This is a genomic window from uncultured Anaerofustis sp. (genome assembly GCF_938029165.1).
Lineage (GTDB): Bacteria > Bacillota > Clostridia > Eubacteriales > Anaerofustaceae > Anaerofustis.
The window spans coordinates 110900-116899 of sequence record NZ_CALHFB010000003.1 but is presented as its reverse complement, the minus strand read 5'-3'; the positions used below and the strand labels follow the sequence as shown (position 1 = coordinate 116899).

At 29.6% G+C, this 6000-nt stretch carries 6 protein-coding genes; 3 read left to right on the top strand and 3 right to left on the bottom strand.

Translation table 11 applies throughout. From position 1 onward, the window contains the following. Positions 1 to 334 precede the first annotated feature (334 nt). Complete coding sequence (locus Q0516_RS00860) at positions 335 to 1603, top strand: pitrilysin family protein (RefSeq protein WP_294466531.1); 1269 nt, start codon at positions 335 to 337, stop codon at positions 1601 to 1603. Positions 1604 to 1635: 32 nt separating this feature from the next. Here Q0516_RS00860 and Q0516_RS00855 read toward each other — a convergent pair whose 3' ends face one another. After that, the gene (locus Q0516_RS00855) at positions 1636 to 2193 is read right to left on the bottom strand and encodes a GNAT family N-acetyltransferase (RefSeq protein ID WP_294466528.1); all 558 of its coding nucleotides are present in this window, start codon (positions 2191 to 2193) and stop codon (positions 1636 to 1638) included. A gap of 119 nt (positions 2194 to 2312) precedes the next feature. On the opposite strand from Q0516_RS00855, the gene Q0516_RS00850 reads away from it, so the two are divergent. Continuing rightward, positions 2313 to 3215, top strand: a complete 903-nt coding sequence (locus Q0516_RS00850) for a PHP domain-containing protein (protein WP_294466525.1) — start codon at positions 2313 to 2315, stop codon at positions 3213 to 3215. Between the two features lie 4 nt (positions 3216 to 3219). After that, positions 3220 to 4113: a PHP domain-containing protein gene (locus Q0516_RS00845; RefSeq protein WP_294466522.1), complete on the top strand. Its 894-nt coding sequence runs from the start codon at positions 3220 to 3222 to the stop codon at positions 4111 to 4113. Positions 4114 to 4148: 35 nt separating this feature from the next. Here Q0516_RS00845 and Q0516_RS00840 read toward each other — a convergent pair whose 3' ends face one another. Both Q0516_RS00840 and Q0516_RS00835 read right to left on the bottom strand, forming a co-directional pair. Further along, positions 4149 to 4715, bottom strand: coding sequence for a sugar O-acetyltransferase (locus Q0516_RS00840; protein WP_294466517.1), 567 nt, complete (start codon positions 4713 to 4715; stop codon positions 4149 to 4151). Between the two features lie 298 nt (positions 4716 to 5013). Further along, the gene (locus Q0516_RS00835) at positions 5014 to 5982 is read right to left on the bottom strand and encodes a helix-turn-helix transcriptional regulator (protein ID WP_294466514.1); all 969 of its coding nucleotides are present in this window, start codon (positions 5980 to 5982) and stop codon (positions 5014 to 5016) included. Between the last annotated feature and the right edge of the window lie 18 nt (positions 5983 to 6000).

The window sequence follows — 6000 nt, the reverse complement described above, 5'->3', positions numbered from 1 at the left end:
AGAATATATGATATTTTTAATGTAAGATAAATGTTAAATAAATTAAATAAACAAAAGGCAGAAGCAACGGGATTGGGAATGGGCTGAGACTCACGAAATAAGATAGGGCTTCTGCTTTTTGCTTACAAAATCAATTCTTCGAAATGAAGAATTGCAAAGATGTGACTATAAAAATATTAAAATTAATAATTTTTTATTATAAGTTATTCTTCATAATGAAGAATTAATATCGAGATAAAATATAAATTTAATTAAAAACGTTAAGCTGTTATGATTAAAAAGTAAGATAATAAACTCTTTTAAATGAAGAATAAATATCTATGGAGATGATTTTATGAGCAAAGATAAAAATGATAATATAATTATATGTAAAAATGAACATCTGCATAATATTGGTATAGGTTTTTATTTTCATGGTGGGGCTTTATATGAAAATAATAAAGTTAGAGGCATTTCCCATTTGCTCGAGCATATGTTTTTTAGAAAATTAAATAATATTTCTCAAAGAGAATTATATAAAAAGGTAAATAAAATGGGTGTATCATTAAATGGTACAACATATAAAGATTATACTAGATTTTATGCAACGGTGTTGCCAAAATATTATAATGATTTTATAGATTTAATCGTAAATTTATATGAGGATTTTTCATGGAGTGATGAAGAAATCAATGCTGAAAAAGAAGTTGTTAAAAGACAAATTGAAGAAAAAAGCACTTATTATTTTGATGATATCGTAAATAATAATTACTTTGAAGGAAGTTGTTTTAAGAATGAAATCATGGGAGACTGCCATAAAATAGATAGTCTTTCATATAATATAATCAATGATTATAAAAGAAGATTTTTTAATAAGTATAACTCAGTGATAGTATTAACCGGGAATTTCAATTCTGATAATATTAATTATTTAAATGAGAAATTAAAGAAGGCTCTTGCATTTTCTAGTAAACCTTTGATAAGGCAAAATACTGTTCCTAAAAAATTTTGTAAGAGAGATGAGAGTAATATTACAATTGTTCCAAGCGATTATGATATTATCGAAATAGAAATTAGAATCGATATATGTAAAAAAATAGATATGCATATGGTGGAAATTTTATTTAATATATTAGCTGTAGGGGACGGTTCAAGGCTTTCATTCAAGCTTAAAGATACTTTGGGGTATATTGGTGATATTGATTGTGATTTAAATTATTATGAAGATTTCAATACCGCTATATTAGCATGCAGTGTACATAATCATCTTCTCATAAAAACATTAAATATAATATTTGAAGAAATAAAAAATATTAAACATGATATAACTGAAGATGATTTGGAAGAGGTCATAGTATTTTCAAAAGATTTTTCAAATGTAATTGATTCATCAGAGGAGTTAAATGATTTAATTGGTTATGAAAGATTTGTACTTGGGAATAAAAATTTTAATATTGAAAATGAAATAAGCACTTTTGAAAATATAACTGTTGAAGACTTACTTAATACAGCAAAACAAATATTTAAATCAGAAAATATTAGTATTTATGTAGAAAATAACAGTACTATAGAAAGAAAATATAAAGTAAAAGATTGTATTTATAAAATTAAAGAAACATTATAAAAAAGACCTAAAATAAAGGTCTTTTTATTAACTTATCTAGCCATGAGCATGACGATTTCTTCAAACCATTCACCTTCAAAAAACTCCCCTTTTTTAAGTCTTTTATAAGGTTTAAATCCCGCTTTTTCATATGCTCTTACTGCACGTTCGTTTACACTTCTCGGGCATATTTCGATTATGTCGGCATTTAAAGTATTAAACAGGTAAGAACACATTAATTTTAGACTTCTTGAGCCAAGTCCTTTGCTATGTCCCGCATCGGGAGCGATAAATATATCTATTCCGTAAGCATTATTATATGCTGTTAAATCATGGTCTATGTATTTCTTTTCATCGAATTCATAATACTGGATATATCCTGATGGTTTATGTAAATATTCTATAATACAAGGTTTGATCAAACTTTTTCCATGTATTCTGTCAAGATATTTTTCTTTTAGAGCATTTAGAGAATTATCTTTATCTCTTCCTCCGTAGTATTTGCTGACTCTTTCGTCGTCTCTCCATTTACCAAGCATTATCAGTTCTTCGTCTGTGTCGTTAAGTCTTCTTATACTCAAATCTCCGTTTACAGCAATATATTCTTTCATAAATAGCTCCTTATAAGTAGATTATAAAAATATTATAACATAAACATTTTATAGCTTTAATTGAAAAGTGAAAAATATTGGTATATAATTAATAAAGATTAAATAGAATGAGGATAAATATGAGCACAGTAGTAGATTTACATATGCACAGTATCAATTCAGACGGAACTTTGAGTGCTGAAGAAATGCTTAATATGATGAATGATCTGAATGTTGACTTTGCGTCTATAACAGACCATGACAATGTTAAAGTTTATGAACAAATAAAAGAAATCGATGTTAAATTTAATAAACCGCTTACTTTAATTCCCGGTACAGAGCTGGGTTGTTCTTTTGAGGGCGTCATAAGAGATGTTCTCGGTTATGGGATAGATACAAAGGTAATAGATGATTTTGTAAGTAATAGATATTCAAAAGAAAATCAAATCAAGAAACAGAAAAGACTGCTTGAAGAATATAAAAGAGTATTTAAAAAAGCCGGAATCAAATTTGATGAAGATATAGAAGTTTCTAGGGGCAATAAGAGTGAAGCGTATATAACAATATATGAAAATCTTATAAAATATTCCGAAAATATAGAAAAATATCCTTTCATTTCTAAAATCACTTTGTTTTTCTGGAATTATTGTTCTAATAATGAAACTAAATTTTTTGTGAATGAATCTATGGATTATCCGACGATGAAAGAAGGAATAGAACTTATTCATGATGCCGGAGGGTTAGCGTTTTTGGCTCATCCTTGTATGTATAGAATAGGAAAGATAAGGACGCTTCAGCTTATCAATCATGCAATGGATTGTGGGGTAGATGGTATTGAGGTAATGCATTCCCAGCATACTTTTGACGATAATTTGTTTTTGGCTGAGGTAGCAAGAAAATATAGGCTTTTAAAAAGCGGAGGAAGCGATTATCACGGCGGAACCAAGCCTGATATAAGTATGGTGACAGGGAAAGGCGATTTATATGTGCCATATAATATGGTAAAAGAGTGGATAGATAAAGTCAGACAGATTAAATTATAAAGGGGTGATAATTATTAATATAGATTTGCATATTCATACTAATAATTCGGATGGTGATGACAGTACTAAGGAGATCATAAAGAAGACGCGGGATAATGATATAAAACTTATATCCATAACAGACCATGATACTGTAAGTGCATATGATGATTTGAAAGATATCGATACCGATGGGATTAAAATCATTCCCGCAGTTGAATTATCCTGTGCATATAATCACGAAATGAGAGATATATTGGGATATGATATAAACTTGGAAAAGATGAGAGAAATCCTTAAACGTTACGAATCTAAAGAAGAAGATATAAAAAGAGAAAATGCTTTATTAAAAGAATATGTTAAAGTATTTAAGGATAACGGGCTTATTATCGATGACGGACTTCAAATAATAGACGGAGAAAAAAATGAAGGATATAAAAAAGTAATAATAAGTGCGGTAAGCCATGAAGAAAATGTTTCTAAATTTCCGCAGATAATGAATCCTTCTGCTTTTTTCTGGGATAATTGTGCAAATAAAAAAAGCAGTTTCTATGTAGACGAATCAAGGTTTTTTAAAACTATTAAAGATACTATAGATATTATACATGAAGCAGACGGGCTTGCTTTTTTCGCTCATCCGTGTATCCATCATATGCCTCATAATGAGGTAGGTAAAATGCTTGATGAAGCCAGGAAATATGGGCTTGACGGTGTAGAGGTCCTCCATGCCAAACATTCTGATGAAGATGTTGAATTCTTACTAAATTACGCAGATAGTAATGGTATTTATAAAAGCGGCGGTAGTGATTACCACGGAAGTCCAAAGCCTGATATAAAGATTTTGATTGGCAGAGGAAATTTGAATGTTGAGTATGATTTGGTTAAAGATTGGACTGAAAACTGCAAATATGTATTGTAATAATAAAAGGCTTGGATTATCCAAACCTTTTTTATTTACTCTTCTATTTCTTTAATTATTTTACATGGATTTCCTGCTGCGATTACATTTTGGGGTATGCTTTTATTTATTACGCTTCCCGCACCAATGATTGAATTTTCACCTATGGTTACTCCTGGAAGTATGATTACATTACCCCCTATCCATACATTATCTTCGATGATTACTTTTTTTGCGTATGAATATCCTGCTTTTCTTTTTAATGGATTTTCTGCGTGTCCGACAGTATATATGGAAACATTTGGGGCTATTCTGACATATTTGCCTATTACTACGTTCGCTTCAGCAAGTATAGTACAGTTGTGATTTATAAATGAATGTTTATCGATACTGATATTTTTTCCGTAATCACAAATAAAAGGCGGAAGTATGTCTACACTTTCATGTATGTAGCCAAGCATGTCTTTTAGTATGTTTTTTCTTTTCTCGATATCTGTAGTGCCAAGATTATTATACTTATCCATAAGCTTCTTATTTTCCAAAAGTAAGTCCATTAATTCTTTATTTTGTATATATTCGAGTTCATTTATCATTTTATCATATTCACTAAAAATTTTATCCATACAAATCTCTTTCATTATAAATTATATATTAATTATAACTCTTTATTTTTGAGATGTCATTAATTAAAAGTATATTTACGGCTGAAATTAATTTGATTTAATATTAAATTATTTTTTTATAATGTATGAGCTTTTATTATTAAAATAATTAGTTGTCAATATTAAAACGCTTACTGTTGATTTTCTATACTTTAAGTTTTGTTTACGATAATAATTTGATATTAATCATATAAAATAAAAAAATAAGCAGATTAATATATAGGAATTTTCAGTTTTATTATTATTTTTTATAAATTACTTATTTTCTTTTTACAGGTCTTATATACTTAAAATGTTTCTTTGGGTCAAAATAAAAGTAGATAATCCTGCCGGGAGAAGTGTCAAAGGTGTAATTGGTGTTAGAAAAATCAAACGTAGACATAGCTTTCTCGATTTTTTCTTCTACGCTTCGATTTTCCTGTTCATAGTCAAATGGTCCGTGTTCAAAAACGATATATTCGTCTTCCGGAACATCAACCATAAGCATTTGTGGGGGAACTTCTCCGCTAAAATCAAAAGGAAGACGTACTCCGTAGCATTCTGTACGAGGGAACCCCCAGTCGCATAGTCTGCCGCTTGGGTCATTGATGTATGCCATTATTTGACCGCTTGCGCTGTTTACTTCACTTCCTCCGTTATCATCCAATTTTCCTTTGATACTGTCCAGTAACCCGCAAATCGTTTCATAGTCCTGCCCCGGGATAAGGTTTTGTTTCTGCCAAAAATCCCAATATCCGTTGCTTTCATAGTTTTTAATATGTAAAAACTTGTGTGCGGGTATCGTTACAAAATAAATTTTAATATCATCTGTAGATTTTATCATTCCAATTTCTCCAAATCCTAAAAAGTAGCGGTCAAAAGGGTTTATTTTTGTGCGAAGTATTAATGTCTTTGGGTTCTTTCTATATTTGCTGGGTGTTATACCATATGCTTTTTTAAAAGCCCTTGAAAAGGCTTCATTGGATGAAAATCCGTAATCAAAAGCAATGTCTAAAATAGTCTTTTTGCTGTCTCTGACTTCTTTTAGTGCAAATGCTAATTTTCTCTTCCTCAAATAATCTCTTAACTGCATTCCGGATATTTCTTTGAATTTTCTTGTCGTATGAAACTTTGAGTAACCGAGCTTTTTTGAAAGTGCGTTTAATGTCAATGCTTCGTCATTATGATTTTTTATGCTTTCATCGATTTCGTCAACTACTATTTGAATTTGTTTTCTCCATTCATACATAATTTATCTCCTCAATTC